Origin of the sequence: Streptomyces sp. SP17BM10, assembly GCF_036322405.1 — a bacterium.
Lineage (GTDB): Bacteria > Actinomycetota > Actinomycetes > Streptomycetales > Streptomycetaceae > Kitasatospora.
The window spans coordinates 399,254-424,078 of sequence record NZ_JAQYXB010000623.1 but is presented as its reverse complement, the minus strand read 5'-3'; the positions used below and the strand labels follow the sequence as shown (position 1 = coordinate 424,078).

General features: G+C 73.7%; 24 protein-coding genes and 1 riboswitch. Of the genes, 10 read left to right on the top strand and 14 right to left on the bottom strand.

What is annotated here, in order from left to right; translation table 11 throughout:
- Positions 1-95 precede the first annotated feature (95 nt).
- The gene (locus PUR71_RS26395; RefSeq protein WP_329929605.1) at positions 96-974 is read left to right on the top strand and encodes a helix-turn-helix transcriptional regulator; all 879 of its coding nucleotides are present in this window, start codon (positions 96-98) and stop codon (positions 972-974) included.
- 136 nt (positions 975-1,110) lie between these two features.
- On the opposite strand, the gene PUR71_RS26390 is transcribed toward PUR71_RS26395, so the two are convergent.
- Complete coding sequence (locus PUR71_RS26390) at positions 1,111-1,863, bottom strand: ABC transporter ATP-binding protein (RefSeq protein ID WP_329929604.1); 753 nt, start codon at positions 1,861-1,863, stop codon at positions 1,111-1,113.
- 3 nt (positions 1,864-1,866) lie between these two features.
- Positions 1,867-2,670, bottom strand: coding sequence for an ABC transporter permease (locus PUR71_RS26385; RefSeq protein ID WP_329929603.1), 804 nt, complete (start codon positions 2,668-2,670; stop codon positions 1,867-1,869).
- Positions 2,671-2,906: 236 nt separating this feature from the next.
- Between PUR71_RS26385 and PUR71_RS26380 the strand changes: the two genes are divergently transcribed.
- Both PUR71_RS26380 and PUR71_RS26375 read left to right on the top strand, forming a co-directional pair.
- Positions 2,907-3,215 carry a hypothetical protein gene (locus PUR71_RS26380; RefSeq protein ID WP_329929602.1) on the top strand — a complete coding sequence of 103 codons (309 nt, stop codon included), beginning with the start codon at positions 2,907-2,909 and terminating at the stop codon, positions 3,213-3,215.
- A 64-nt stretch (positions 3,216-3,279) separates the two neighbouring features.
- Entirely contained in the window at positions 3,280-3,501 is a 222-nt protein-coding gene (locus PUR71_RS26375; RefSeq protein ID WP_329929601.1) for a hypothetical protein, read from the top strand.
- A gap of 20 nt (positions 3,502-3,521) precedes the next feature.
- On the opposite strand, the gene PUR71_RS26370 is transcribed toward PUR71_RS26375, so the two are convergent.
- From PUR71_RS26370 to PUR71_RS26345, 6 genes are all read right to left on the bottom strand, one after another.
- The gene (locus PUR71_RS26370; protein ID WP_329929600.1) at positions 3,522-4,490 is read right to left on the bottom strand and encodes a tetratricopeptide repeat protein; all 969 of its coding nucleotides are present in this window, start codon (positions 4,488-4,490) and stop codon (positions 3,522-3,524) included.
- On the bottom strand, positions 4,487-5,119 hold the full coding sequence (locus PUR71_RS26365; RefSeq protein WP_329929599.1) for a DUF6879 family protein: 633 nt from the start codon (positions 5,117-5,119) through the stop codon (positions 4,487-4,489). The genes PUR71_RS26370 and PUR71_RS26365 overlap by 4 nt, the downstream gene beginning before the upstream one ends.
- Positions 5,112-5,381, bottom strand: a complete 270-nt coding sequence (locus PUR71_RS26360) for a hypothetical protein (RefSeq protein WP_329929598.1) — start codon at positions 5,379-5,381, stop codon at positions 5,112-5,114. Before PUR71_RS26360 ends, PUR71_RS26365 begins: the two co-directional genes overlap by 8 nt.
- A gap of 157 nt (positions 5,382-5,538) precedes the next feature.
- Positions 5,539-6,531, bottom strand: a complete 993-nt coding sequence (gene meaB / locus PUR71_RS26355) for a methylmalonyl Co-A mutase-associated GTPase MeaB (protein WP_329929597.1) — start codon at positions 6,529-6,531, stop codon at positions 5,539-5,541.
- A 13-nt stretch (positions 6,532-6,544) separates the two neighbouring features.
- Positions 6,545-8,749 carry a methylmalonyl-CoA mutase gene (gene scpA / locus PUR71_RS26350; RefSeq protein ID WP_329929596.1) on the bottom strand — a complete coding sequence of 735 codons (2,205 nt, stop codon included), beginning with the start codon at positions 8,747-8,749 and terminating at the stop codon, positions 6,545-6,547.
- Entirely contained in the window at positions 8,749-10,641 is a 1,893-nt protein-coding gene (locus PUR71_RS26345) for a methylmalonyl-CoA mutase subunit beta (protein WP_329929595.1), read from the bottom strand. The genes scpA and PUR71_RS26345 overlap by 1 nt, the downstream gene beginning before the upstream one ends.
- Positions 10,642-11,000: 359 nt before the next feature.
- Here PUR71_RS26345 and PUR71_RS26340 point away from each other — a divergent pair, with 359 nt between their 5' ends.
- Positions 11,001-12,074, top strand: coding sequence for a C40 family peptidase (locus PUR71_RS26340; RefSeq protein WP_329929594.1), 1,074 nt, complete (start codon positions 11,001-11,003; stop codon positions 12,072-12,074).
- A gap of 217 nt (positions 12,075-12,291) precedes the next feature.
- Here PUR71_RS26340 and PUR71_RS26335 read toward each other — a convergent pair whose 3' ends face one another.
- The 3 genes from PUR71_RS26335 to PUR71_RS26325 form a co-directional block, all read right to left on the bottom strand.
- Positions 12,292-13,407, bottom strand: a complete 1,116-nt coding sequence (locus tag PUR71_RS26335; protein WP_329929593.1) for a hypothetical protein — start codon at positions 13,405-13,407, stop codon at positions 12,292-12,294.
- 113 nt (positions 13,408-13,520) lie between these two features.
- Complete coding sequence (locus tag PUR71_RS26330; RefSeq protein ID WP_329929592.1) at positions 13,521-14,408, bottom strand: M56 family metallopeptidase; 888 nt, start codon at positions 14,406-14,408, stop codon at positions 13,521-13,523.
- The gene (locus PUR71_RS26325; protein ID WP_329929672.1) at positions 14,405-14,776 is read right to left on the bottom strand and encodes a BlaI/MecI/CopY family transcriptional regulator; all 372 of its coding nucleotides are present in this window, start codon (positions 14,774-14,776) and stop codon (positions 14,405-14,407) included. The genes PUR71_RS26330 and PUR71_RS26325 overlap by 4 nt, the downstream gene beginning before the upstream one ends.
- 175 nt (positions 14,777-14,951) lie before the next feature.
- A riboswitch (M-box (ykoK) riboswitch) is annotated at positions 14,952-15,125 on the top strand.
- A 422-nt stretch (positions 15,126-15,547) separates the two neighbouring features.
- On the opposite strand from PUR71_RS26325, the gene PUR71_RS26320 reads away from it, so the two are divergent.
- The 3 genes from PUR71_RS26320 to PUR71_RS26310 all read left to right on the top strand — a co-directional run bounded on the left by PUR71_RS26320 (position 15,548) and on the right by PUR71_RS26310 (position 18,779).
- Complete coding sequence (locus PUR71_RS26320; RefSeq protein WP_329929591.1) at positions 15,548-17,194, top strand: NRAMP family divalent metal transporter; 1,647 nt, start codon at positions 15,548-15,550, stop codon at positions 17,192-17,194.
- Between the two features lie 109 nt (positions 17,195-17,303).
- Entirely contained in the window at positions 17,304-18,038 is a 735-nt protein-coding gene (locus tag PUR71_RS26315) for an MgtC/SapB family protein (protein ID WP_329929590.1), read from the top strand.
- Positions 18,039-18,107: 69 nt separating this feature from the next.
- The gene (locus PUR71_RS26310) at positions 18,108-18,779 is read left to right on the top strand and encodes a YoaK family protein (protein WP_329929589.1); all 672 of its coding nucleotides are present in this window, start codon (positions 18,108-18,110) and stop codon (positions 18,777-18,779) included.
- Between the two features lie 21 nt (positions 18,780-18,800).
- Here PUR71_RS26310 and PUR71_RS26305 read toward each other — a convergent pair whose 3' ends face one another.
- Both PUR71_RS26305 and PUR71_RS26300 read right to left on the bottom strand, forming a co-directional pair.
- Positions 18,801-19,340, bottom strand: coding sequence for a hypothetical protein (locus PUR71_RS26305; RefSeq protein ID WP_329929588.1), 540 nt, complete (start codon positions 19,338-19,340; stop codon positions 18,801-18,803).
- Between the two features lie 276 nt (positions 19,341-19,616).
- On the bottom strand, positions 19,617-20,276 hold the full coding sequence (locus PUR71_RS26300) for an Rv1733c family protein (protein ID WP_329929587.1): 660 nt from the start codon (positions 20,274-20,276) through the stop codon (positions 19,617-19,619).
- Positions 20,277-20,723: 447 nt separating this feature from the next.
- Here PUR71_RS26300 and PUR71_RS26295 point away from each other — a divergent pair, with 447 nt between their 5' ends.
- Genes PUR71_RS26295 through PUR71_RS26285 form a run of 3 tightly spaced genes read left to right on the top strand, consistent with a single transcriptional unit; the run spans position 20,724 to position 24,204 of the window.
- Positions 20,724-21,248 (top strand): PadR family transcriptional regulator, encoded by a 525-nt coding sequence (locus PUR71_RS26295; protein WP_329929586.1) that lies wholly within the window; start codon positions 20,724-20,726, stop codon positions 21,246-21,248.
- Positions 21,245-21,967: an ABC transporter ATP-binding protein gene (locus PUR71_RS26290; protein ID WP_329929585.1), complete on the top strand. Its 723-nt coding sequence runs from the start codon at positions 21,245-21,247 to the stop codon at positions 21,965-21,967. The genes PUR71_RS26295 and PUR71_RS26290 overlap by 4 nt, the downstream gene beginning before the upstream one ends.
- A complete protein-coding gene (locus PUR71_RS26285; protein ID WP_329929584.1) occupies positions 21,964-24,204 on the top strand; it encodes an FtsX-like permease family protein in 2,241 nt (746 codons plus the stop codon). Before PUR71_RS26290 ends, PUR71_RS26285 begins: the two co-directional genes overlap by 4 nt.
- A gap of 113 nt (positions 24,205-24,317) precedes the next feature.
- Here PUR71_RS26285 and PUR71_RS26280 read toward each other — a convergent pair whose 3' ends face one another.
- Positions 24,318-24,815: a nucleotide triphosphate diphosphatase NUDT15 gene (locus tag PUR71_RS26280; protein WP_329929583.1), complete on the bottom strand. Its 498-nt coding sequence runs from the start codon at positions 24,813-24,815 to the stop codon at positions 24,318-24,320.
- Between the last annotated feature and the right edge of the window lie 10 nt (positions 24,816-24,825).

Below are 24,825 nucleotides of genomic sequence, written 5' to 3'. Positions count from 1 at the left end.
CGCTTCGCTGACCGACCGCCACAGGGCGTACCGGCCCCTCCCGGTACGCCCCGGTCCCACCCACCAGCGGACGAAACAACGGGGGCTTCATCGTCATGCACGACAGCCAGGAACGCCGTACGACCGCACACCACGAGAGCCGCAGCACCGAACGACCCGCTCTGCACGTCCTCGCCCACACCGGGCTGCGCCCGTACTTCGACACCCCGGACAACCCGCTCGGCAGCATCTGGCTGCCCGGCGACCGGATCGGCTTCGTCGACGAGGCCGACCTCACCGAACCCGGCCGCGTCCTGCACCTGCCGATCTTCCTGCCGATCACCAGCGAGTTCCAGGCCGACGCCCTGCGCGACGTGCGGCTGCACCACCCGATGTCGCTGCTGGTCGCCGTCACGACCGACGTCACCGGCTACCGCACCTACTACGCCATCCGCTCGGGCGCCGACTTCGTCGTCAACCTCGCCATCGGCTTCGAACAGGCCGACGCGCTCACCGCCCAGCTACAGGCCCAGCAGGCCTACGCACCGGGCTCGGGCGCGGTCCCCGCGACGGCCCAGGCCGTACCGGGCCGGCTGCGGCTCGCCGACCACCGCGTCCCGGCGTCCGCGCGGCCGTCCGAACGGTGGTCCGGACCGGGGTCCGAAGCGTGGTCCGAAGCGTGGTCCGAACCGCCGGGCGTGGCGGGGCCCGGCGGACGCGGCCCGGCGGACCGGCTCCTGCCGCACCCGGCACCGCCGCACCCGGCGCCCCGGCCGGCCTCCCTCGCGGACAGCGAGCGGACCCTCGTCCGGCTGCTCTGCACCTCCATGACGGTCTCCGAGATCGCCCGCCACCACTACTGCTCCGAGCGGTCCATGTACCGGCGCATCCGCCGCCTCTACGACCACCTCGACGTCGGCAACCGGACCGAACTCGTCACGCTGGCCGCCGCGTTGGGCCTGAACCGGCCGACGGCGGCCCGCGGCGCCTCCTGAACCGGCCGACGGCGGCCCGGCGGCCCAGGGCGAGTTGTCCCCGGGGCCGCCGGCCGGCACGGCTGTCGTCGCCGTCGGCACCGCCGCCCCGGCCGCCGTGCCCGCTCGTCGCCCGCTCATCGCCGCTCAGCGCCGCTCAGCGCACGCCCGAGTCGGCGCGCTCCAGCAGCCGGAAGAACCCCTCCTCCACGCTGCCCTCCACCGCCAGTCCGTCCAGCGTCCCCTCGTACCGGGTCCGGCCCGCGGCCAGCACCTGCACCCGGTCGCAGACCTGCGCGACCTCGGCCAGCTGGTGGCTGGCGATCAGCACCGCGACCCCCTGGTCGGCCAGCGACCGGATGATCCCGCGCATCTCCCGGATGCCCACCGGGTCCAGCCCGTTGGTCGGCTCGTCCAGCACCATCAGCCGGGGCCGGGCCAGCAGTGCCACCGCGATCCCCAGGCGCCAGCGCATGCCCAGCGAGTACGCGCTCACCCGGCGCCCCCGGACGTCGGCCATCCCCACCAGTCGCAGCGCCGGTCCGATCCAGTCGCGGGGCACGCAGCGCAGCCGGGCGTGCACCTCCATCGTCTCCTCGGCGGTCAGGGTCGGCCAGAGCCCGGGCACCTCGATCAACGCGCCGACCCCGGCGAGCGCCTCGCGCCCCACCGGCCGGCCGAGGACCTCGATCGTCCCGGCGGACGGCCGCTGGAGGCCGAGCAGCGCCTTCATCAGTGTCGTCTTGCCGGCGCCGTTGGGCCCCAGCAGCCCGTAGACCTCACCCGGCCAGACCGTCAGGTCGACCCCGTCCAGGGCGCGGTGCGAGCGGTAGTGCTTGTGCAGCCCGCGGATCATCAGCGCCGGGGCCGGCTGCGGGGCGGCGGCGTGCTGGCGGTACGTCGGTTCCACGGCTCAGATCTCCTTGCGGCGCATGTGCAGGCTGCCGACCAGCAGCAGGACGGCGGTCAGGACGCCGCCGAGGACGACGGCGAGCGGGATCGCCGACATCGACGTCACCGGGCTGCCCTTGGGCAGCGGCACGCCGTTCGGCCCGATCCCCGCCAGGGGCAGGACCACCCGCATCGGCCAGGCGAACGGGACGGCGTACCAGAAGACCTTGTCCGAGACGAGCGCCCCGCACAGCAGCCCGGCCACCCCGACCCCGATGCTCGGGCCCATCCCCCAGACGACCGCGACCAGCACCGCGAGCGCCGTCATCGACAGGCCCACCAGCCACGGCAGGTAGACCGCGGCGGCCACCGTGCCCATCGCGCCGGGGAACTTCCCGCTGAGCACCGCCCCGATCGAGAGCATCACCAGCAGGACGGTCGAGGAGACGAAGCCCAGCACCCCCAGCGCGGCGACCTTCCCGACGAAGTACCGTCCGCGCGGCACCCCGTAGGAGAGCAGCAGCCGCCAGGCGTCCTGGTCGGCCCGGACCGACAGCGCCGCCGCGAGTCCCGCGGTCATCGGCACCAGGACGCCCCAGAACTCCAGCGTCACGTTGCGGAACACCTCGAAGGTCTGGCCCGCCTTCGCCTCCGACGAGCCGAGTGCGCCGAGGAACAGCGGGACGGTGATCAGCACCGGGGCCAGCACGTGGTACCAGGGGACGAACCCCCGCTTGTGCCTGGCCAGTTCGGTGCCCACCACCGCCGCCAGGGACGGATCGTCGCGCCTGCCCTCGAGCCGGGGGATCGCGGTGTCGTACGCCATGGGGACTCTCCTACGCGGGCGTTGCCGTTGACGCCGGGTACGTAGCCGCCGCCGAGCGGGACGGTTCACACCGGAGCACGGGGGATGGCAGTGCTGGCAGTCGGCGGACAACTGCCAGGGGACTGCCGGGCCTCCCGGCGAAATCGCTCCGCGGGCGAACGGGATGCGAGGGTCGAAGCACCGCAGGGCCCCGGGCCCGCGGGTGAACTGACCGTCGAAGGAACGAGAGGACCCTCATGAAGCACCTGCACCGCGCGCTCGCCGTCGGCACCGCCCTGCTGGCCTTCGGCGCCTTCGCCGCCCCGGCCGCCTCCGCGGCCCCGTCCACCACCTCCACGCAGGCGGCCGAGCTCGGCATCCTGCGGGTCTGGCACGCGACCGTCCAGTGCCAGATCGTCCGGATCAGCGACAACAACGTGGTCGGCTACGAGCGCGCCGACGGCACCGGCAACACCGTGCAGGACGCCGTCAACGACGCCGCGCGCAACGTGAACGTCCCGCAGGGCCACTACAAGCGCCACTGCGACACCAAGCGCACCTGGTAACACCCGGCCGGGGGGCGGGTCCACGGACCCGCCCCCGTCGGCCCGCCCCCGAGGAGCCCGCACCATGCCGGACGAACCCCAGCTCTGGGAACTCAGGCTCGCCCTGCTCGCCACCCCCGAGCAGGCCGAGCGGATCAAGGCCCAGGTCACCCACCTGCTCTGCCCCGACCCCGACCACGCCCCACCCTGCCCCGTCCCCTGGTCGGCCGCCCTGTACCCCGCCCCCGACGACGAATCCCACCCCGACCTCCGCACCCAAGCGGCCCACGAACGCCGGCCCCGCTGACCCCACCCGCACGGCCCCGGTCAGTCCGCCGCCAGGCGACGTCCGATAAGGTCACGCGCGGCGAGCGCCCGTGGGTCGTCATAGCCGGACAGCAGGGCCAGTGCCTCCTGCCAGTGCCGTTGCGCCGCCTGGGAGTCCTCGGTGGCCAGTGTCGTGCCCAGGGCGTCCAGGGCCCGTGCCTCGTTCCAGGCGTCGCCGAGTTCACGGTGGGTGGCAGCGGCCCGACGGAGGAAGGCGGCTGCTTCCGCGTGCCGCTCGAGACGGCGGTAGGTCTCGCCCGCGCCGTGCCAGGCGAGCGCCTCCCGGCTGCGGTCGCCGAGACGGCGCTGCAGCACCGCCGCCCGCTGGTAGGACTCCAGGGCGTCGGCGAGCTTCTCGCCGGCCCGTTGGGCGTCGCCGAGGGTGATGAGCCAGAAGCCTTCGAGTCGGTGGTCGCGCAGGTGCAAGGCGATGTCCAGTGTTGCTTGGGCGGAGGTCAGTGCGCCGGCGGGGGCGCCCGCCGCACGCTGGATGTCGCTCAGCAGGCGTAGCGCGTTTCCCTCGCCCCGTGGATTGTTCAGCGCGCGGTGGGCCGCGAGCGCCCGGTCGACGGTGGACGCGGCCTCGGGCAGCCGGCCGGCGCGGTAGTGGGCGCCGGCGAGGTTGGCGAGGGTGGTGGCTTCCCAGTGCGCCTCGTCCTGTGCGCCGAATGCGGCGATCGCCTCTTCGAAGTGTCCGGCGGCCTGTGCCAGTTGGCGCCGGTGCAGGTGGTCCTCGCGGGCGAGGAGGGCGTTCAGTTCGCCGAGTTCCCGGACCCGGTTGACGAAGCCGCGGACGTCGGCGGGAAGTTGGCGGGGCGTGGGGGTGGTGTTGTCCTGGCCGGGGGCGCGGTGGAAGTGGATGCCTCCGTTGACGTCCCTGGCCTGGACGACGTCGTGGGCCGACGACCCCGCCACCGTGGATCGCGTGCCGCCGGGGGCGGGTGTGGTGTCGTCGGGCTCCTCTGTCACTTCGCTCCACTTCCGTGTGGGTGGGGGAGACGGGCCACTTCGTTGGCGAAGTACGTTCGCACGTCCTCTCCCGTCCGATAGAGATCCCTGATGTAGTCCTCCCATCGGAGAATGAGATCCGGATCGGTGAATCGGATCGCGCCGACCGGAGTTCCCGTTTCCGAATACAGGACCCGGTAGAGTGTGCTGCCGCCGAGAATGACCACCTCGGGCAGTGGGCCGGACCGCTCGGATCCGGCCAGTGCCCCGGCGTCGACGATGCGGATCCGTTCGCCGCATTCGGCCCGGATCCGCAGCGAGTGCAGCTCCCAGTGCAGATAGGTCGTCAGTGGCTTCTCGACCACCCGTACGCGATGGAAGAACGACTGCCGCTCCTCGTCCTCGCGGCCGAGTTCGAGCAGCGCCTCGCGCCGGGCCTCCAGGAGCCGCAGCGCCTCGTCCCAGTCGCCCCGCAGGAGCGCGTCCCAGCTGGGGCTGCCCTGTTCCTCGAAGTGCTGGCGCCGTTCGAGCTTCCAGGTGTCCCTGCCGCGGACCTGGGCGTCCCGCTCGCGGAAGTCGCGCTTGTAGTCCTGCCGGGCGAGGGTCTCGCCCCACTCGGGCCGGAGCCCGGGGGCGGGCCGGTCAGGCATCCGTGATGTCCGCCTTCGCCGTGCGGAGCATGAGGCCGGGGATGACGACGAGCCGCTCGTCCGGGCCGACGGAGACGTCCTCGGGGAGCCTGCCGCGGTAGTCGTCCGTGAGGTCCCGGCCGATCACGGCGATGTCGCCGTTCGAGAGCCGCCAGATGTCGGGGCATTCGTCCCGGCCCTCGGACGAGCCGAGCTCTTTCGCGGACTTTCCCAGGCGCTTCTCGAACAAAGCGGAAGGATCGGCTTCCCATGCACGAGCCATGCCTGCCCCCAGTGTTTGCTGTCGGCGCGGAGCCGCGGGCTCAGCATTCTACACCTGGCGAGTGGTCAGGGGAATGTTCGGAATATTCGCTATGTACTCCTAAATGATCACATTCGCGGCGCAATTGGCCAGAATTCCGGCGGCACCTGCTCGAGGGTCAGGCCGGGCCGAAGAAGGCGTCCAGGATCCGCTGTGCCGCCAGGCCCGCCGGCAGGGAGCCGGCGCGGACCTGGGACTCCAGGTCGGGTGCGACGTGGCGCACGGCCGGGTGTTCGTGCAGGCGGGCGTGGAGCTGGTCGTGGACCATCGTCCACGTCCACTCCACCTGCTGGTCGCGGCGCTTCGCGGCCAGGGCGCCCGTCGCGTCCAGGACCTTGCGGTGCTGCTGCAGGCGCTCCCACAGCACGTCGAGGCCCAGGCCCTCGCGGCCGCTGCAGGTCAGGACGGGGGGTGTCCAGGCCGCGTCGGGGGCTTGCAACAGGCGCAGGGCGCCCGCGAGTTCGCGGGCCGCGCCCTTGGCGTCCGTTTCGTGGGGGCCGTCCGCCTTGTTGACGGCGATGACGTCCGCCAGTTCCAGGACGCCCTTCTTGATGCCCTGGAGCTGGTCGCCGGTCCGGGCCAGGCTGAGCAGCAGGAAGGTGTCGACCATCCCGGCCACCGCCGTCTCGGACTGGCCGACGCCCACCGTCTCCACCAGCACGACGTCGTACCCGGCCGCCTCCATGACCACCATCGACTCGCGGGTGGCCTTGGCGACGCCGCCGAGGGTCCCCGAGGTGGGGGAGGGGCGGACGAAGGCGGCGGGATCGACCGCCAGGCGCTCCATCCGGGTCTTGTCGCCCAGGATGGAGCCGCCCGTCCGGCTGGACGTCGGGTCGACGGCGAGCACCGCGACCCGGTGGCCCGCCGCCGTCAGCATCGTGCCGAAGGAGTCGATGAAGGTCGACTTGCCGACACCGGGCACACCGGTGATGCCGACCCGGACCGCGCCGCCCGCGTGCGGGAGCAGCCGCTGGAGCAGCTGCTGGGCGAGCGCGCGGTGGTCGGGCCGGGTGGATTCGACGAGCGTGACGGCCCGCGCGATCCACGCGCGCGAGCCGTCGAGGACGCCCGTGACGTAGCTGTCGAGGTCGATCGTCCGCGGAGGCATGGGGCTCAGCGGCTCACAGCTCGTGGCCGAGGTCGGCCGCCAGGGACTTCAGCAGGTCGTACGCCGCGTCCGGGATGACGGTGCCGGGCGGGAAGACCGCCGCCGCGCCGGCCTCGTACAGGGCGTCGAAGTCCTGCGGCGGGATGACGCCGCCGACGACGATGGTGATGTCGTCGCGGCCCGCCTCGGCGAGCGCGGCGCGCAGCGCGGGCACCAGGGTGAGGTGTCCGGCGGCGAGCGAGGAGACGCCGACGATGTGGACGTCGGCCTCGACGGCCTGGCGGGCGACCTCGTCCGGGGTCTGGAACAGCGGGCCGACGTCGACGGTGAAGCCGAGGTCGGCGAAGGCGGTGGCGATGACCTTCTGGCCGCGGTCGTGGCCGTCCTGGCCCATCTTGGCGACGAGGATGCGCGGGCGCCGGCCCTCGGCCTCCTCGAACCGCTCGACGAGGTCCCGGGTGCGCTGGAGGGTGGCCGACGGGCCCGCTTCGTCTCGGTACACACCGGAGATGGTACGGATCTGGCCGGAGTGGCGGCCGTACACCTTCTCCAGGGCGTCGGAGATCTCGCCGACGGTGGCCTTGGCGCGGGCCGCGTTGACGGCGAGGTGCAGCAGGTTGCCGTCGAGGGAGCCGCCGCGCTGCGGGCCGGCCTCGGCGGCGCGGGTGAGCGCGTGCAGCGCGTCGCGGCAGGCGGTCTCGTCGCGCTCCTCGCGCAGCCGGCGCAGCTTCTCGATCTGGCGGGCGCGGACCGAGGAGTTGTCGACCTTGAGCACCTCGATCTGCTCGTCGCTCTCCACCCGGTACTTGTTGACGCCGATGACCGGCTGGCGGCCGGAGTCGATGCGCGCCTGGGTGCGGGCGGCGGCCTCCTCGACGCGCAGCTTGGGGATGCCGGCGTCGATGGCCTTGGCCATGCCGCCGGCGGCCTCGACCTCCTGGATGTGCTGCCACGCGCGGGTGGCGAGGTCGTGGGTGAGCTTCTCGACGTAGGCGGAGCCGCCCCACGGGTCGATGACGCGGCAGGTGCCGGACTCCTGCTGGAGCAGCAGCTGGGTGTTGCGGGCGATGCGGGCCGAGAAGTCGGTGGGCAGCGCGAGCGCCTCGTCGAGGGCGTTGGTGTGCAGCGACTGGGTGTGGCCCTGGGTGGCGGCCATCGCCTCGACGCACGTGCGGGTGACGTTGTTGAACACGTCCTGCGCGGTGAGGGACCAGCCGGAGGTCTGCGAATGGGTGCGCAGCGACAGCGACTTGGGGTTCTTCGGGTCGAACTGCTTGACCAGCTTGGCCCACAGGAGGCGGGCCGCGCGCAGCTTGGCGACCTCCATGAAGAAGTTCATGCCGATCGCCCAGAAGAAGGACAGCCGCGGCGCGAAGGCGTCGACGTCCAGGCCCACGTCGAGGCCGGCGCGCAGGTACTCGACGCCGTCGGCGAGGGTGTAGGCGAGCTCCAGGTCGGCGGTGGCCCCGGCCTCCTGGATGTGGTAGCCGGAGATGGAGATCGAGTTGTACCGGGGCATCTTCTGCGAGGTGTACGCGAAGATGTCCGAGATGATCCGCATCGACGGCTGCGGCGGGTAGATGTAGGTGTTGCGGACCATGAACTCCTTGAGGATGTCGTTCTGGATGGTCCCCGCCAGCTTCTCGGGCGGTACTCCCTGCTCCTCGGCGGCCACGATGTAGAGCGCGAGCACGGGCAGCACGGCGCCGTTCATGGTCATCGACACGGACATCCGGTCCAGCGGGATGCCGTCGAACAGCTGGCGCATGTCGTAGATGGAGTCGATGGCGACGCCCGCCATGCCGACGTCGCCGGTGACGCGCGGGTGGTCGCTGTCGTAGCCGCGGTGGGTCGGCAGGTCGAAGGCGACCGAGAGGCCCTTCTGCCCGGCCGCGAGGTTGCGGCGGTAGAAGGCGTTGGACTCCTCGGCGGTGGAGAAGCCCGCGTACTGGCGGACGGTCCACGGCTGGTTGACGTACATGGTCGGGTAGGGCCCGCGCAGGTACGGGGCGATGCCCGGGTAGGTGTCGAGGAAGTCCAGCCCGGCGAGGTCGTCGGCGGTGTACAGCGGCTTGACGCCGATGCCCTCGGGGGTGTCCCAGACGAGCTCGTCGACGTCCTTGCCGGTGGAGCGCCGCCAGGCGGAGCGCCACTGCTCGGGGGTGACGTCGCGGGCGGCGTCGCCGTCCAGCCCGATTCCGGTGAAGTCGGGGATCATCACGCCACCTTGTCCTCGTCGGTGCTGCCCGCACCGGTGATCTGGTCCAGCAGGGAGGTGAGGACGGCGACCGCGTCCCCGCCCGCGTGGATGAACGCGTCCACCCCGGCGGGCGCCTCGGCGAGCCGGCCGGCGAGCAGCACGCGCTGGGCGCCGGCCTCCTTGAGGGCACCGGCGACGGCCCCGGCGTGCTCGCCGTACAGGGCGTCGCTGGAGCAGAGGCAGGCGACGGTGGCGCCGGAGGCCCGGAAGGCCTCGGTGAACGCCGCCGGGTCGGCGGACTCCACGGAGACGGTCGCGATCCCGCCCGCCTGGAACAGGTTGGCGGCGAACGTCGTGCGCGCGGTGTGCGCGGCGGCGGTGCCGATCGACGCCAGGAACAGTCGCGGACGGGAGCCGGTGGCCGCGAGGAAGGCGTCCGAGCGGTCCCGCAGGGCCTCGTACGCCTCGGCGCGACGCACCTGCGGCAGCCCGCCGGTGGGCGCGGCCGGGGCCGGCTCGCGCACCAGCGGCTGCTCGTCCAGGTGCGGGAACTCGCTGACGCCGGTGACGGGTTCGCGCCGCTTGGCGAGCCTCGCGGAGCGCTCGGCCCAGGTCGCGGCGAGCCGCTCGCCGACCAGCCCGTCCGACAGCGCGGCGCGCTGGCCGCCGGCGCGCTCGATCTCCTGGAACCAGGCCCAGGCGGCGTGCGCGAGCTCCTCGCTCAGCTGCTCGACGTACCAGGAGCCGCCGGCCGGGTCGATCACCCGGGCCAGGTGGGACTCCTCCAGCAGGATCGACTGGGTGTTGCGGGCGATCCGGCGGGCGAACGCGTCGGGCAGGCCGAGCGCGGTGTCGAAGGGCAGCACGGTGACGGCGTCGGCGCCGCCGACGCCGGCCGCGAGGCAGGCGACGGTGGTGCGCAGCATGTTCACCCACGGGTCGCGCGCGGTCATCATCACGCGGGACGTGACGGCGTGCTGGCGCTGCGCGCAGGACTCGGCGGACGCGCCGGACACCTCGGCGACGCGGGCCCACAGGCGGCGCGCGGCACGGAACTTGGCGATGGTCAGGAACTGGTCGCCGTCGGCCGCGTAGCGGAACTCCAGCTGGCCGAGCGCCGCGTCCACCGGGAGCCCGGCGGCGGTGAGGGCGCGCAGGTAGGCGACACCGGTGGCGAGCGAGCAGCCCAGCTCCTGGGCGGGCGAGGCGCCGGCCTCGTGGTACGGCAGGGCGTCGACGGTGAGGGCCCGGACGCCGGGGTAGTCGGCGGCGCAGCGGGCGGCGAGCGCGGCCGCCTGCGCGAGCAGGGCGTCCGTGCGGTCGGCGGCGCCGGTTCTGGCCTGGAGGCCGATCGGGTCGGCGCCGAGGTTGCCGGCGGCGGCGCCGGGGGAGACCTCGCGCTCCTCGTACAGCTTGAACAACTGCTCGGCGGCGTCGGTGAATTCGGCCCCGGCGTCGAGGGCGACGGCGGCGAGGTCGAGGTAGACGCCGGTCAGCGCCTCGGGCAGCGCGGCGATCGGCAGGCCGTCCCCGCCGAGCTCCAGCCAGAGCGAGCCGACGCCGTTCTCCAGGTCCGCGAGGACCGCCTCGTTGGTCCGCCGCCGGTCCGGGTCGGCGTGCCGCTGGCGGACGTCCCACCCGGCGACGGCCGAACCCTGCGGGCGGCCGCCGCGCACGAACGGCGCGAAGCCCGGGTAGCCGGCTTCGGCGCCGGTGTCGTCGGCGGTGTACAGGGGGCGGGCGCTCAGGCCGTCCTGCAGCGTGGTGGCGAGCGCCTGTTCGGCGGCGGGGCCGTCCTCGGGCTGCGCGCCGGACTTGCGCAGCACGCCCTCGACGAGCCGCTGCCACTGCTCACGGTGCGCTGCCGGGAACTCGGCGGCGAGGGGGAGCCCTTCGGGCGGGACCTTCATGACCGCAGGTTAGCGCCCGTTCGCGCGGGCGCAGGAGGGCCGGTCGATGTGACCTTTCCCTCGATTTAGCGACACTTCAGCACTATGGGTGGCACCGAGTGCCACCTGCGGCGCCGGGCCGGCCCGATCCGTCGCCCGGACCGCTGAACGCAGCCGGAGGCCGTCGACGTTCAAGGAAGTGAAGAGGCAACGGGATTGTGGAACCCGCCCCCCTGTCTATTAAGTTACTTAGAAGAAGGCGGGTGAGGCTGACATCCCCCGTGCGACCTCACCCGCCTTCGCTCCGCCGTGCCCGGATCCGCCGTGCCCGGATCCGCCTCGCTCCGCCCTGTCTCCGTCCCCCGAAGGAGCCCCTGCCCATGGGAAAGCGCCGCAAGCCCAGCCCTCCTAGCCGGGCCCGTCTCGCCGTCCTCACCACGGCCGTGGCCGGCGGCGCGGTGTTCGCCGCCGGGAGCGCCCACGCCGAGCCGACGCCCACCCTCGCCTCCGTCAAGGAACAGGTGGACAAGCTCAACGAGGAGGCCGAGCAGTCCGTCGAGCGCTACAACGGCTTCCAGGCCAAGCAGCAGACGCTCCAGGCGGACGCGAACCGGATCCAGGACAAGGTCGCCCGCGGCCAGGAGGCGATGAACGAGCTGCGCACCCGGCTCGGCGCGGTGGCGGGGGAGCAGTACCGCACGAACGGCATCGACCCGGGCGTCCAGCTGATGCTCGACTCCGACCCGGCCGCCTACCTGGAGCGCGCCGCCGCGCAGAACCAGGTGGTCGAGGGCCAGACCGCGCTGCTCAAGCAGGCCCGCGACGAGCAGCGCCGGCTCGACCAGGACCGCGCCGAGGCCGCCGCCACGCTCGCCCAGCTCGACAGCGTGGGCGCGGCGCTGGGCGAGGAGAAGAAGCAGGTCCAGAGCCGGCTCGCCCAGGCGCAGGCCCTGCTCAACAAGCTGAGCGCCGCCGACCGGGCCAGGATCAACGCCCAGGAGTCCGCCGAGAAGGCGAAGGCCGCCGCGCAGCAGGCCGCCGCGGCCGACCGCGCCTCCCGTTCGGCCGACCGCCCCGCCGCGGACGGCCCGGCGGCCCCCACGAGCGGTCGCGCCGCCGACATCGTCAAGTTCGCCTACGCCCAGCTCGGCAAGCCGTACGGCTGGAGCAGGACCGGCCCGGACAGCTTCGACTGCTCCGGCCTGACCGGCGCCGCCTACCGGGCGGCCGGCGTCAAGATCTCCCGGATCTCCCAGGACCAGTGGAACGACGGCCCGCGCATCGCCCGGGGCGACCTCCAGCCCGGCGACCTGGTGTTCTTCTACGACGACATCCACCACGTCGGGATCTACATCGGCGACGGCAAGATGATCCACGCCCCGCGCACCGGCAAGAACATCGAGGTCCTCCCGATCGCCGCGATGCCGTACATGGGCGCCGTCCGCCCCGCCTGACCGGCGCGGCCCGGGGCGCTCCGCAGCGGGATCGGACCGCGACGATGCGCGGCCGCGCATCGCGCGTCAGCCCGTGGCCGTTCGGCGGGTGCGAGGTTGCCCCGAGGTGCAGGATCCGGCCGTATGCCCGCCGGTCGACGTGAAGTGACGGGGTGTCAATACGTGCCACGGGTCCGGCCGTTCCGCACGGAGCGACCGGACCCGTGGCCCGTCAGGGTCAGTTGGCGATGATCTGGAGCGTCCCGTTGCTGCCGATGCTGCCGGTCACGTAGAGCGTGTGGCCGTCGGGGCCGACGGCGAGACCGTCGAGCTGGTCCTCGTCGGGGGAGACGGTCTCGGCCGCCACCGCGCTGCCGGAGGCGGTGTCGACGGAGAGCACCGACGGGCCGGCGGTGTAGTCGTTCTTCGCGACGTAGAGCCGGGTGCCGTCCGGGCTGACCTGCGGGGCGCGCAGGTCGGCGAAGCCGCCGACCAGGGTGAGGTGCCGGGTGACGGTGTCGCCGGCCGGGTCGATCACGTCGGCCTGGCCGCCCTTGGAACCGGAGGCCAGCGCGAACAGGCGGGTGCCGTCCGGGGTGAAGACCGGGTAGTAGTCGAGCGCCCCGGCGGTGCCGCCGACGGTCCCGACCAGGGTGGGCGTGGCGCCGGCCGTGCCGACGTGGAAGACGCCGGCGTCGCCGCCGACGTACAGGTCGTGCCCGCCCGGCCGGAACGCGGCGGTGCCGGTGAAGCTGGTGGGCACCTGGACGGAGCCGGTGAAGGCCTTCTGCGCGGTGGAGAACGCGATCACCCGGCCCTGACCGTACTGGCGGTAGGTGACCGGCCCGTTCTGGACGACGTAGGCGGTGGAGCCGTCGGGGCTCACGGTGAGGCCGGTGAGCGCGCCGGGGGTCCAGCCGGCCGGGCGCGGCTGGTCGGGCAGGGCGGTGGTGGCGACGACGGCCAGCGCGGCGGTGTCGAGCACCGTCAGCTGCTGCCCGTTGGCGACGTACAGGCGGGTGCCGTCCGGGGAGAGCCCGGCGACCTGCCCGAGCTGGGCGGTGGCGAGGGTGGCCTGCCGGGTGACGGCGTCGCTCCGGGTGTCGACGGCCTTGACCTGGACGGCGTTGCCCGGGCCGGTCACCACGACGTACGCCGTGGTGCCGTCGGGGCTGACGAGCGGCTGGGCCTGGTTGTGGCCGACGGTGACGATGCCCTCGGTGCCGGAGACCGGGGCGGCGGCCGACAGGGCGGCGGCCTGGGCCGTGGTGCCGGTGAGCGCCAGGACGGCGGCGGCAGCGGCGGCCACGGCGGTGGCGCGGGTGTACGTGCTCGGCGAAGTCTTCGCAGTCATCGCGGTAGTCGATCCCCCTCTTGGTGCACCGCACGGTGCGGTGCGGGGGCAGGCTAACCGATCTCCCTGAGAGCCTGATGGACGGTCAGTGGACGGAGCGCGGCGGGCCGGGCTCACGGATGCGGCGCGCAGGCCAACAGGTAGGGGAGCAGGGGGATCGCCACCACCCCGGCCCACCAGGCCGCTCGGCGCCGGCGGAGGCCGCCCCCGGGGCGCGCCAGCCGCCGCACCCGGGTGAGCACCCCGGTGGCCGCGACCCCGAGGGAGCCGCCCGGGGGCGCCGGCGAGGTGGCCAGGGCGCAGAGCGCGGAGGCGAGTTCGCTGCGCGAGACCCGGGCGAGCGCCGCGTCGTCGGCCGCCATCTCCAGCAGCAGCGCCACCTCGGCCCGGCCCAGGCGGGCCAGCGGCAGGCGGCCGAGGAGGAGCGCGAAGGCGTCGGCCGGGAGTCGGAGCAGATGGTGGCGCCCGCGGATGTGCTCGCGCTCGTGCGCGACGGCGGCGGCGAGCTGGCGCTCGTCGAGGAGTTCCAGGGCGCCGCGCGAGACCACGACCCGGCTGCGGCGTCCGGGCAGGCAGTAGACGGTCGGGTGGGCGTGCTCCAGCACCAGCGCGTTCCAGCGCCGGTCGCGCACCGCGACGACGTCCAGCACCGCCCGGTGCCGGCGTCGTGCCCGGCCGGCTCGCGCCCCGACGGCGGCCACCACCGCGGCGAGCCCCGCGGCCCCGGCGGTGAGGAGCCACCCGTCGTGGGTGTGCGGGGCCAGCGGCCGGGCCGGTTCGGCGTGCGGGACGAGCCCGAGCAGCCCCGCGGGCTCGTGGGCGAACGGCTCGACGGCGTGGTGGGCGGCGAGCAGCAGCGCGACGAGGAAGGAGGCCATCAGCGCCAGCCACAGGGCGGTGCCCGCCACCGGGTGCGCCTGGAGCCGGGCGGAGCCGGCCAGCCGGCGGGGCAGCGCGAGACCGGCCGCGACCAGGTAGAGGCCGAGCAGTGCGAGGGTCACCGCTCGTCGTCCCGGGCCTTCACCTGTTCCAGGGCGGCCAGCAGCGCGCCGGCCTCGTCGCCGCTCATGGCGTCGACGAAGTGCAGGAGCGCGCCGGTGCGGTCCGCGGTGGTCTCCAGCGCCTGGTGCATGAGCCGGGCGGTGTACGCCTCGCGCGTGCAGGTCGGCTCGTACACCCAGGCGCGGCCGACCTTGTCCCGGCGCAGCCAGCCCTTGGTGTGGAGGATGTCGGCCACCGTCGTCACGGTGGTGTAGGCGACCGGCCGCTTCTGCCGGAGGTCGTCGACCACCTCGCGCACCGTGGCCGGCCGGCCCCAGGACCAGAGACGGTCCATGATCTCGGCCTCAAGATCGCCGAACCCGCGCAGCACCGCCCGTTTCCCTTCCTCGCCGTCCCCGTCCGGAACGGCGCCCATGGTACGGCCCCGGTCGGCGGTCGGTGGTTCGGACGGATGTCCGGTCACGGTTCTACAAAGGTGTCGAAGATCGTAGGAAAAGCATCCTGCGGTGCTCGGGGAGGGGCTATGCTTCTGGAGGTTTGAAGAGGCACCTCGTTCGGTGAGGCGTCTTCACGGACACAGGCCACTGACCCGACGACGTCGAGAGACGCCCAGGTTCAGGACAGATCTTCCCGAGTTAAGGGTTGATCCCAAGTGGCTTCCCCCGGGCGGGGATTACGCCGTGGAGTGCCAAAGCTCTGACGAGTTGGGGTGTACCGGTTCCGTCAGGGGGTCGGTCCGCTCCTTGCCGTGTCGCGACGCGGCGCACAGTCGGTGCGCCCCCGGCCGGGAGGAGGCGAGAAACATGGACTGCAGTAGTCCGGGCCACAGTTGCCCCTATCCCCGCATGCTCTCGTACACCTCCGGCACGCGGTAACAACCTTTCCTGCGAACGCTCACCACGCGCTGCTCCCTGCATCCGAGGCCGCTCGACCATGCCCTGGTGCAACCGTCCCATGAAGCAAGGGAACTGACGCGCCGTCGTGAAGTGACGCACCGTCATGTCCACACGATGACCGAGCCCGGCCCCGCGCCGGCTCGCGCCGCCGTGCGGCCCGGCGCCGTGCCCGTCCGCAGGGAGGATTACTGCTGCGTGCCCCCTGAAGGCCCCCTCAAGGCAGGGGGCGGGGAGGATCCACCATGGCGAACGTCATGCTCGACCCGAAGGTCCCGGCCGCCCGCGGCGCGGTGCTGGACGACGCGCACGTCGGTGACATCAAGGGTGCCCTCGGCACCATCAGGCTGGACGACGACGCGCCCCGCCGGGGCCTGTCGGTGCGCCTGAAGACACTGCTGGCGATCATCGGCCCCGGCCTGATCGTCATGGTCGGCGACAACGACGCCGGCGCCTTCTCCACCTACGGGCAGGCCGGCCAGAACTACGGCACCCAGCTGCTGTGGACCCTGCTGATGCTGATCCCCGTGCTGTACGTGAACCAGGAGATGGTGCTGCGCCTGGGCGCCGTCACCGGCGTCGGCCACGCGCGGCTGATCCTGGAGCGCTTCGGCAGGTTCTGGGGCGCGTTCAGCGTCGTCGACCTGTTCCTGCTCAACGCCCTCACCCTGGTGACCGAGTTCATCGGCGTCACCCTCGCGGCCGGCTACCTCGGCCTGCCGAAGGCCGCCTCGGTGGTCCTGGCCGCCGCGATCATCATCGCCTCGGCGTTCACCGGCTCCTTCCAGCGCTTCGAGCGGGTGGCCGTCACGCTGTGCGTCGGCTCGCTGCTGCTGGTGCCGATCTACTTCCTGGTCCACCCGAAGACCTCGCGGATGGCCCACGACTTCGTGGTGCCGAGCATGCCGGGCGGCTCGGGCCAGCTCGCGGCCGTCATGCTGGTGATCATCTCCATCGTCGGCACCACCGTCGCCCCCTGGCAGCTGTTCTTCCAGCAGTCGTACGTCATCGACAAGCGCATCACCCCGCGTTTCATGAGGTACGAGAAGATCGACCTGTGGATCGGCATCGCGGTGGTCATCGTCGGCGCCGCCGCGATGATGGGCTTCACCGCCGCCGCGTTCGCGGGCACCGACGGCTTCGGCCAGTTCACCAGCGCGGCCGACGTGGCCAAGGGCATCGAGGACAAGGCCGGCCACCTGGCGGGCGTGCTGTTCGCCATCGCCCTGCTGGACGCCTCGATCATCGGGGCCTTCGCGGTCTCGCTCTCCACCGCCTACGCCGTCGGCGACGTCTTCGGCATCAAGCACTCGCTGCACCGCGGCGTGAAGGGCGCGAAGGGCTTCTACGGGATCTACGCGGGCCTGGTGGTCACCGCCGCGGGTATCACCCTGCTGTCCACCGAGTACACCCAGGGCCTGATGACGCAGTTCGTCCAGGTGCTCGCCGGCGTGCTGCTGCCCTCCGCGACGGTCTTCCTGCTGCTGCTCTGCAACGACAAGGCCGTCCTCGGCCCGTGGGTCAACGGCCCGAAGACGAACGCCTTCACCGCGGCCGTGGTCGGCGTGCTGGTCATGCTGTCGCTCATCCTGACCGCCGCCGTGGTCTGGCCGGACATCAGCTCGGAGGCGATCCTCTGGATCATGGCCGGCTGCGGCGTGGCGGGCGTGCTGGTCGCCGGGTACTCCTTCACCTCCGGCCGCACGGCCACCAAGGAGGACCCGATCGACCGCACCGGCCGGGAGAACTGGCGGATGCCCCCGCTCGAGACCCTGGAGAAGCCGGTCGTGTCCACCGCCCGCAAGGTCGGCATGGGCGCCCTGCGCGCCTACCTCCTGATTGCGATGATCATGGTCATCATCAAGGTCGTCCAGACCGCCCTGGGGCACTGAGCCACCGGACACCCGCCGAACGGACGGGCGGCGGGCTGAGGACCCGCCACCCGTCCGCTCCGCTTCCGCTCCGCCGTCTCCCCGCCGTCTCCCTGAAGGAGGTGCCGCCGTGCACACCCTGACCACCGTCGAGTTCCTGGTCCGGCTGGCCACCGGCGTCGCCTGCGGCGCCCTGATCGGCGTCGAACGCCAGTGGCGCGCCCGGATGGCCGGCCTGCGCACCAACGCCCTGGTCGCCGCCGGCGCCACCCTGTTCGTCCTCTACAGCGAGGCCGTCGGCGACACCGGCAGCCCCACCCGGGTCGCCTCGTACGTCGTCTCCGGCATCGGCTTCCTCGGCGGTGGCGTCATCCTGCGCGACGGCGCAGGCGTCCGCGGCCTCAACACCGCCGCCACCCTGTGGTGTTCGGCCGCCGTCGGGGTGCTGGCCGCCTCCGGCAAGCTCGAACTCGCCGTCCTCGGCACCCTCGCCGTGCTCGCCGTCCACCTCGTGCTGCGCCCGGCCGGGCGGCTCCTCGACCGCGCCCCGCAGTCCGGCAGCGACCCGGACTCCACCAGCCGCGCGACCGTCCACCTGGAGTGCGACCGCAAGTCCGAGACGCACATCCGCGCCCTGCTGCTCCAGTCCCTCGCCGCCTCCGGGCTCACCCCCACCGGCCTGCGCGCCCGCCGCGCCGACGACGGCGAGGTCACCAGCCTGCGCGCGACCGTCGCCATCACCGGCCAGGTCGCGCCCGCGCTGGAGCAGGTCGTCACCCGGCTCTCCCTCGAACCGGGCGTGCGGGACCTCCACTGGCACGTCGAGGACGAGTCGGACGAATCCGGCGCCCCGGCGCTCGCGTGAGGGAGCGGACGGAGTAGAACGGAAGGACCGTCACACGAACGACCACGGCAGGAACCACCGGGAGGCCCGATGCTCGCACCCGACCCCAAGCACGGGCCGCTCGTGCCGCTGCTGCTGGTGCTCACCGTCGTCACCGGCGTGGTCGACGCGGTCAGTTACCTCGCGCTCGGGCACGTCTTCGTCGCCAACATGACCGGCAACGTGGTGTTCCTCGGCTTCGCCCTGGCCGGCGCCCCCAACCTCTCCGCGACCGCCTCGCTCGCCGCCCTCGCCGCCTTCCTCGTCGGCGCCCTGGCCGGCGGCCGCCTCGCCGACCGCCTGCCCGAGCACCGGGGGCGGCTGCTGCGGGCCGCGGTCGTGGCCCAGACGGCGCTCGTCGTCGTGGGCACCGTCCTGGCGGCCGTGGTCGGGCACACCGCAGACCCGGTCCGCTACACGCTGATCGGGCTGCTCGCCCTGGCGATGGGCGGCCAGAACGCGGTGGTGCGCTCGCTGAAGGTGCCCGACCTGACGACGACGGTGCTGACCATGACGATCACCGCCCTCGCCGCCGACCGCTCCGGCCCCCGGCGGCTGGCCTCGGCGGTCTGGATGCTCGCAGGGGCCCTGGTGGGCGCCGTCCTCGTCCTGCACGCGAACGTCCCGACGGCGCTGGCCCTGGCCTCGGCCCTGCTGCTCGCCGTCGCGGCCGTCCTCCACCGCCCCTCTCGCACCACCCCGCCCTGGGCCGCCCGGCCCTGAGGGGTGCTCGGCCGGAGGGCGCTACGGGTGGTAGATCTCCTTCATCGCCGTGATCTTGCCCTGCTCGTTGCGGTGGACCGTGAAGTACGGCGTGCTGGCCAGCTTGTACGTGGCCAGCTCGGCCGGCGTGATCGTGCGCTCCTTCGTGCCCTTGCCGCCGAACTCGACCACCTGCACCACCGCGTTCTTCGCCAGCGGGTAACTCGTGGCGTCGCCGGTCGGCGTGTACTCGACGAGCTCCTCGTTCTCCGCCTTGTAGCCGCAGCTCACCGGCGTCAGGTTCACCTTCGTCACCCCGCCCGCGGTGGTCGCGGAGTCGAACTTCACGAACTCCGGCCGGGCCGGGTCCGGATGGCAGGGCTTGAGCGCGGCCGAGGCGGTCGGCGCGGGGGTGGTCGGTGTGGCGCTCGCCGTCGGGGCGGGCGCGGCGGAGGCGGCCGTGGTGGGCGCCGGCGAGGCGGCCGCGGGGGCGGGGTCCGGGTCGTCCGGCCCGCAGCCGGTGACGAGCGCGGTCAGGCCGAACGCGAGCGCGGCGGCCAGGGCGGTGCGGCGGTTGTTCATGTGTGGGTCCCCCGGGTGCGGTTGGCTGACGGGGGAGACGCGGATGGGCGCCGGTCGGTTTCAGGGAGAGCCGGCGAGGAGCCCCGCGCGTTCACGCCCGAAGGCGCCCCTCGACGAGAACCCGAACGGGTTCATCGGCGTGGACCTGGGCATCGCGACCTGGGCGTCGCCGACCTCGCCACCACCTCGACCGGTTGCCGTGCCGCCGCGCGCGGCCTGAACCGGCACCGCGAGCGGCAGCCACCCCCTGGGCGGCTCGGACCCTTCGGGGCCGGGTCACGTCGCCTCGTCCTGCCGGTGGCCCGCGCGGCCGCTCCAGAGGGGTTCGAGCCGGGCCCAGGAGCGCGTCCAGGAGTCGTCGGACCGCCGTTCGAGCGCCCGTAGCCGCAGCCGGAGCGCGACGACGACGAGCGCCACGAGGGCCAGCAGCGTGCCGGTGCCGATGCAGGCGGCGGAGATGACCGCGGCGGCCCGGTCGAGCGGGGGAGCGGTGACGTCGCCGTCGGGGTCGACCCAGATCCGGACGGTGCTGCCGACGGCGGCCGTCCGGGGCGCCTGGACGGTGCCGGTGTGCGGCTGCCCCTCGGGGTACGTCCAGCTCGCCGCGGCCTCGACGCGGCCCTCGTACCCGCCGCCCAACGGGCCTCCGGCGGCGCCGTGGTGGGGCAACTCGAGGACGACGGCGTCGACCTGGTGGAGCCGCCCGTGGTCGGCGGCGGCCTGGGACGCGGCGGAGCGGTAGCTGACGAGCGCGCCGACGGTGGCGGTGGCGAGGGCGAGCAGCAGCCCCAGGGCGGCGAGGGCCCAGGCGCGGGCGCGGGAGCGGTCCACGGACCGGGCGAGAGGTTCCCGCCGGCTGCCGAGGGCCCGTCGCAGCTGGCGGCCGATCCGCCGCGGGAGCGACGCGGGCCGGGCCTGGCCGGGGCTGCTGGACACGATGATCGCTCCTCGGATGCGTTGGAGTCGTGCGGTGGTGAGCGTCGTTCCGTTACCCAATTTCCACCCCGCGCATGCCCGCGCACAAGAGCCGTGCGGGTTCGCACGATCGCGGCGCGTGACGACGGGGCGGCGTTGGCGTTGCCGTGACGGCTGGTACGGGGGCGACCGCGACGGGGCGAGCGGAACGGGGCGACCGGAACGGGACGTTCGGCCCTCGGCAGGCCGGTGCGGGCACGGCAGGCTTGGTTGCGGCCGCGCCTCCCGTGCCTGGGCGCGGCCGGCCCGGTTCGCCGTGGGGGGCGTCGGGTCGCGGTGTGCGGCAGGAGGCGGGTGTGGGGCTCGCCTCCTGCCCGCCGTGCGCGGGGTTCTGATGTCGCGCCAGGTCACGGGCTTGTTCTCGCCATATATACACTCGGAGTATACCTGTGGGGTATGGTCCTCCCCATGAGTGTTCCCTTGACCCTGCTCGGGCTCCTGGAGCGCGAGTCCAGCCACGGCTACGACCTCAAGCGCGACTACGACGCCCTCTTCGGCCGCGGCAAGCCCCTCCCGTACGGCCAGGTCTACGCGACGCTCGGCCGCCTCGCCCGCGACGGCAAGGTGGTCGCCGGCGAGGCGGAGCCCGGCGACGGCCCCGAGCGCAAGCGCTACGTGATCACCGAGGCCGGGGCGACCGAGTTCGAGACCTGGCTCACCGAGCCCGTCGCGCCCGAACCCAACCTGCAGAGCACGCTGTTCACCAAGGTCGTGCTCGCCCTGATGCTCGGCCGCGACGCCCACGACTACCTGGACACCCAGCGCGCCGCCCACCTGCGCCGGATGCGCGAGCTCACCGACCTGCGCCGCACCGGACCCCTGGTCGACGCCCTGCTCGCCGACCACGGCCTGTTCCACCTGGAGGCGGACCTGCGCTGGATCGACCTCACCGCCGCCCGCCTGGACGCCCTCGCCGCGGAGGTGTGCCGGTGACCGCCGTGATCGAGGCCCGGGACATAGCCCTGTCCTTCGGCGAGACGCCCGCGCTGCGCGGGGCCAGCCTGTCGGTCGCGGCCGGCGAGGTGCTGGCCGTCATGGGCCCGAGCGGCTCGGGCAAGTCGACGTTATTGCACTGCCTGGCCGGCATCCTGGTGCCCGACACCGGCGAAGTGCTCTTCGACGGACGGCGGATCGACACCATGGCCGAGGCGCAGCGCAGCGCCCTGCGCCGGGACCGCTTCGGCTTCGTGTTCCAGTTCGGCCAGCTGGTGCCGGAGTTGACGGCCGAGGAGAACGTCGCCCTGCCCCTGCTGCTGAACGGCGTGCGCCGCGCCGCCGCGCTGGCCGACGCCCGGCCGTGGTTCGCCCGGCTCGGCCTGGACGGCCTGGAGAAGCGCCGCTCCGGCGAGCTGTCGGGCGGTCAGGCGCAGCGCGTCGCCCTGGCCCGCGGCCTGGTGGCCCGTCCGCAGGTGCTGTTCGCCGACGAGCCGACCGGCGCCCTGGATTCGCTGACCGGCGAGCAGGTGATGGACCTGATGGTCGCCTCGGCCCGGGAACAGGGCACGACCGTCGTCCTGGTCACCCACGAGCCGCGCGTCGCCGCCTACGCCGACCGGGAGGCGATCGTGCGCGACGGGCGGGCCCGGGTCCTCTCCGCGGGTCCGGCGGCCGGGCAGGCGGCCGGCCCGGTGGCGGGACCGGTGGCGCCGTGATCGGCTTCTCGCTCCGCCTCGCCGTCAGCGGCGGCCGGGAGGCGCTGGCCCGGCTGGCGATGATCGCGGCAGCCGTCGCGATCGGCGTCGGCCTGCTGCTCTCCACGTTCGCGAGCGTGAACGCGATCGGCCGGGCCAACGAGCGCCAGCTGTGGATGAATTCGGGCACCAAGAGCCGCACCGAGGCACCGGCCGCCGTCGACCCGCTCTGGTGGTACGCGCACGGCGACTTCTACGACGGCAAGGAGGTCTTCGAGGTCGAGGTCGCCCCGACCGGGCCCACCTCGCCCGTCCCGCCGGGGCTGACCGTGCTCCCGGCCCCGGGCGAGTACTACGCCTCGCCCGCGCTGGCGAAGCTGCTGCGTGACGTCCCGGCCGTCCAACTGGGCGACCGCTTCCCCGGCCGGCTCGCCGGCACCCTGGGCGACGCCGCGTTGCCCTCCCCGGACAGCCTGTCGGTCGTCATCGGCCGCACGCCGGACGAGGTCAGGGCGGGGCCGCGCGCCCGGCAGATCACGACGATGGCCACCGCCCTGCCCGCCGACTGCGACAGCGACTGCTTCGGTCACGGCGTGCGCGGCGACGCGATGACGCTCATCCTCACCGTGGTGGCCGGCGCGCTGATCTTCCCGGTGCTGATCTTCATCGGCACCGCGACCCGGCTCTCCGCCGCCACCCGCGAACAGCGGTTCGCCGCGATGCGGCTGGTGGGCGCGACGCCCCGGCAGGTCGCGGTGGTCTCGGCGGTGGAGTCCACGGTGGCGTCGGTGGCCGGGACGGCGCTCGGCTTCGCGCTCTACGCGGCGCTGCGCCCGCTGGTGGCCGACGTCCCGTTCACCGGCAGCCGGTTCTTCACCTCCGACCTGAGCCTGACCGTCCCGCAGGTGCTCGGCGCCGTGGTGGGCGTGCCGGTGGCGGCGGCGCTCGCCGCGCGGTTCGCGCTGCGACGGGTCACGATCTCGCCGCTGGGCGTCTCCCGCCGCGTGACGCCGAGGCCGCCGCGCGCCTGGCGGGTGCTCCCGCTGCTGGCGGGGCTCGGCGAGCTCGGCTACTTCGTCGACCGGCGCCCGGTGACCACCAACGGCCAGTCGGCGGCCTATCTGACCGGCTTCCTGCTGGTGATGCTCGGCCTCGTGATCGCCGGTCCGTGGCTGACGATGGTCTGCGCGCGGGCGGTGGCCGGGCGGACCGGCAGGCCGGCCTCGCTCATCGCGGTGCGCCGCCTCGCGGACGACCCCAAGGCGGGGTTCCGCTCGGTGGCCGGGCTGGTGCTGGCGCTGTTCGTAGTCACCTCGACGGTGAGCATCATCGGCACGATCAACGCCAACCGCGGTGCGCTGAGCGGCGATCCGGAGGTGCGCAAGGCCGTCGTCCACGCCCCGTCGTTCGACCTGTTCCGCTCGGACACGATGGGGACCGTGCCGGACTCCGTGCTCGCCTCGGCCCGCGCGGTGCCCGGCTTCCGCGGCCTGGCGCTGGCCCACGACAACCCGACCGGGATCGGCCGGGAGCACCACGGGCCCGGCCCCGTGCCCGCGCCCGCGCTGGTGCTCTGCTCGGAGCTGGCGCAGGTCCCGGTGATCGGTCACTGCGCGCCCGGCGCGGCCGTCGCCCTCGTCCCGCTCTGGCAGTTCGTCGACCTCCGGGAGGCGAGCGCGCAGGAGTGGCCCGCCGCACCGGTCCCCGCACAGGACGTCGCGGCGTTGCCGGTGCGCCTGGTCTACACGACCACCGACGGCTCGTCGGCCTCCATGGAGCAGTTGCGGACCCTCTTCACGAGGGCCTACCCGACGTACGAGGCGCGGATGGCCGGCGACTGGGGCACCGTGTCGCAGAAGCAGCTCCAGGGCTGGCGCCGGCTCGCGAACGTCGTCCTGCTGACCACCCTGCCGATCGCCGGGTGCAGCCTCGCGGTGAGCGTGGTCGCCGGACTCTCCGACCGCAGACGGCCGTTCGCGATCCTGCGGCTGACCGGGGCGCCGCTGCGGCTGCTGCAGCGGGTGATCGGGCTGGAGAGCGCGCTGCCGCTGCTGGTGGTCGCCGCGATCTCGATCGGGACGGGCTTCGCGGCGGCGGCGATGTTCCTCGAGTCGCAGATGGAGTACGACCTGGTGTCGCCGGGCGCGCTCTACTACGGGCTGACGGGCTTCGGCCTGCTCGCCTCGCTCGGCATCATCGCCTCGACGCTGCCGCTGCTCCGGCGGATCACCGGGCCGGAGGCGGCGCGCAACGGCTGACGGGCGGTCGGTCGGTGTGCCGGCCGGCCGGCGTCCCGGACGCACGGGTGTCCCGGGGGAGCAGGGGAGCCCCGGGACACCCGTGCGTCCGGCTTCAGCCGGTGCGCACGGGCTCAGCCGGTGCGGTCGACGCGGTAGCCGTGCGTGCCGGGCCGGCGCACGTCGTCCAGGCCCGGTAGCCACGTGCCGAGCACGAGCGCGGACGGGTAGAACATCGGCTCCGGCAGGGCGTCCACCGGGAAGCGCTCCCAGCCCGCGCACGCGTGCGGCTCGGTGACCAGCGCTTCGGCGAGGCTCGGCGGCGCGAGCACGGCGGCGGTCAGCCGGGGTCGGCCGAGCTCGTGGTCGAGCAGCACGGCCAGCACCCGCATCGCGTCGGCCGGCAGCACGATGCCGGTCTCCTCGGCGAGTTCGCGCGCCGCCGCCTGCTCGAAGGACTCGCCGGACTCCTCCACCTTCCCGCCCGGCAGGCTCCAGGTGGGCGGCTCGCCGGCGGTCGTGCGCCGGCCGATCAGCACCCGGCCGTCACCGGTGGGCACGATGACGCCGGCGCCGAGCATCGGCGCGACGGTCGGGGCGGGTGCTGCCGGTGCGGGTGAAGCGGAGGTCAACTCGCGTTCT

Bases quoted from the DNA above. Each gene is read 5' to 3' on its own strand.
- PUR71_RS26395 (WP_329929605.1), top strand. From the start codon at position 96: ATGCACGACAGCCAGGAACGCCGTACGACCGCACACCACGAGAGCCGC.
- PUR71_RS26385 (WP_329929603.1), bottom strand. From the start codon at position 2,670: ATGGCGTACGACACCGCGATCCCCCGGCTCGAGGGCAGGCGCGACGAT.
- PUR71_RS26380 (WP_329929602.1), top strand. From the start codon at position 2,907: ATGAAGCACCTGCACCGCGCGCTCGCCGTCGGCACCGCCCTGCTGGCC.
- PUR71_RS26375 (WP_329929601.1), top strand. From the start codon at position 3,280: ATGCCGGACGAACCCCAGCTCTGGGAACTCAGGCTCGCCCTGCTCGCC.
- PUR71_RS26365 (WP_329929599.1), bottom strand. From the start codon at position 5,119: ATGCCTGACCGGCCCGCCCCCGGGCTCCGGCCCGAGTGGGGCGAGACC.
- PUR71_RS26360 (WP_329929598.1), bottom strand. From the start codon at position 5,381: ATGGCTCGTGCATGGGAAGCCGATCCTTCCGCTTTGTTCGAGAAGCGC.
- meaB (WP_329929597.1), bottom strand. From the start codon at position 6,531: ATGCCTCCGCGGACGATCGACCTCGACAGCTACGTCACGGGCGTCCTC.
- scpA (WP_329929596.1), bottom strand. From the start codon at position 8,749: ATGATCCCCGACTTCACCGGAATCGGGCTGGACGGCGACGCCGCCCGC.
- PUR71_RS26345 (WP_329929595.1), bottom strand. From the start codon at position 10,641: ATGAAGGTCCCGCCCGAAGGGCTCCCCCTCGCCGCCGAGTTCCCGGCA.
- PUR71_RS26340 (WP_329929594.1), top strand. From the start codon at position 11,001: ATGGGAAAGCGCCGCAAGCCCAGCCCTCCTAGCCGGGCCCGTCTCGCC.
- PUR71_RS26335 (WP_329929593.1), bottom strand. From the start codon at position 13,407: ATGACTGCGAAGACTTCGCCGAGCACGTACACCCGCGCCACCGCCGTG.
- PUR71_RS26320 (WP_329929591.1), top strand. From the start codon at position 15,548: ATGGCGAACGTCATGCTCGACCCGAAGGTCCCGGCCGCCCGCGGCGCG.
- PUR71_RS26310 (WP_329929589.1), top strand. From the start codon at position 18,108: ATGCTCGCACCCGACCCCAAGCACGGGCCGCTCGTGCCGCTGCTGCTG.
- PUR71_RS26305 (WP_329929588.1), bottom strand. From the start codon at position 19,340: ATGAACAACCGCCGCACCGCCCTGGCCGCCGCGCTCGCGTTCGGCCTG.
- PUR71_RS26295 (WP_329929586.1), top strand. From the start codon at position 20,724: ATGAGTGTTCCCTTGACCCTGCTCGGGCTCCTGGAGCGCGAGTCCAGC.